Source organism: Glutamicibacter sp. GQ173, assembly GCF_059759215.1.
The window spans coordinates 1-1,244 of record NZ_JCAXDT010000020.1; the positions used below are offsets into that span (position 1 = coordinate 1).

Below are 1,244 nucleotides of genomic sequence, written 5' to 3' on the forward strand. Positions count from 1 at the left end.
TGTTTGCGTCAGTGTTCGCATCCGTGTTTGCGTCAGTGTTCGCATCCGTGTTTGCGTCAGTGTTGTCCGCAGTGTTGTCAGCAGTGTTCGCGCCAGTCGAGTCATCGGCGACAACGGTGAACGTAGTAAACGCATACGCGTTCGTCTTCACATCAGTCGCAACGATCAGGTAATTTCCGAGTTCAAGATCAGATGAATCAACCTCGAAACTAATATCTCCCTTGTCGTCAGCGGTCACGCCTTCAGGAAGAGAAGCAGCGAAGGCCTTAGCCTGGGCCAAGGTCGTCGCGCCTAGTGGGCTCTGCTCGATCTTGACTTCGCCGTTCGAGGTGAATTCCTTGCCGGTCACGGTGCCGATTTCACCCTTGATAATGCGGTTCGGAGTGATATCGATGTGAACTTCGTTCTCAACAGCGTCCTCAGGATTTACCTGGAAGTACTCGGTGTAAGTCTTCCCAGTTTCTTCGTCCTGAACTTCGACCATGTAGATACCTTCTGGCAAACCATCGGTATCAAACTTGTAATCAAAGTGACCGTTCTCGTCAACGATGACGTCATCCTGGTGAATAGGAGTCTCGTCGCCGTTCGAGTTGCGAACAGTGATCTTGACGTTACCGTCTGGAGTGAACTTGTCACCAATTACGGTAACCTCGTCCCCTTCCGTAACGCTGTCAGGCAGCACGTTCACGATCGGATGTTCCGTGTTATCCGCCGTGTTGTCATCAGTGTTATCTGAAGTGTTCTCCGCAGTGTTCACATCGGTGTTCTCCGCAGTGTTCACATCGGTGTTCTCCGCAGTGTTCACGTCGGTGTTCTCCGCAGTGTTCACGTCGGTGTTCTCCGCAGTGTTCACGTCGGTGTTCACATCGGTGTTCTCCGCAGTGTTCACGTCGGTGTTCACATCGGTGTTCACGTCGGTGTTCACATCGGTGTTCTCCGCAGTGTTCACATCGGTGTTCACATCGGTGTTCTCCGCAGTGTTCACGTCGGTGTTCACATCGGTGTTCTCCGCAGTGTTCACATCGGTGTTCACATCGGTGTTCTCCGCAGTGTTCACATCGGTGTTCACATCGGTGTTCTCCGCAATGTTCACATCGGTGTTCACATCGGTGTTCTCCGCAATGTTCACATCGGTGTTCACATCGGTGTTCTCCGCAATGTTCACATCGGTGTTCACATCGGTGTTCTCCGCAATGTTCACATCGGTGTTCTCCGCAGTGTTCACATCGGTGTTCACATCGGTG

1 protein-coding gene is annotated in these 1,244 nt (G+C 52.2%); it reads left to right on the forward strand.

Translation table 11 applies throughout. The features are described from left to right. Positions 1-732: 732 nt before the first annotated feature. A partial coding sequence (locus AC6CHO_RS17195; protein ID WP_498216700.1) for a hypothetical protein occupies positions 733-1,244 on the forward strand: 512 nt, incomplete at its 3' end.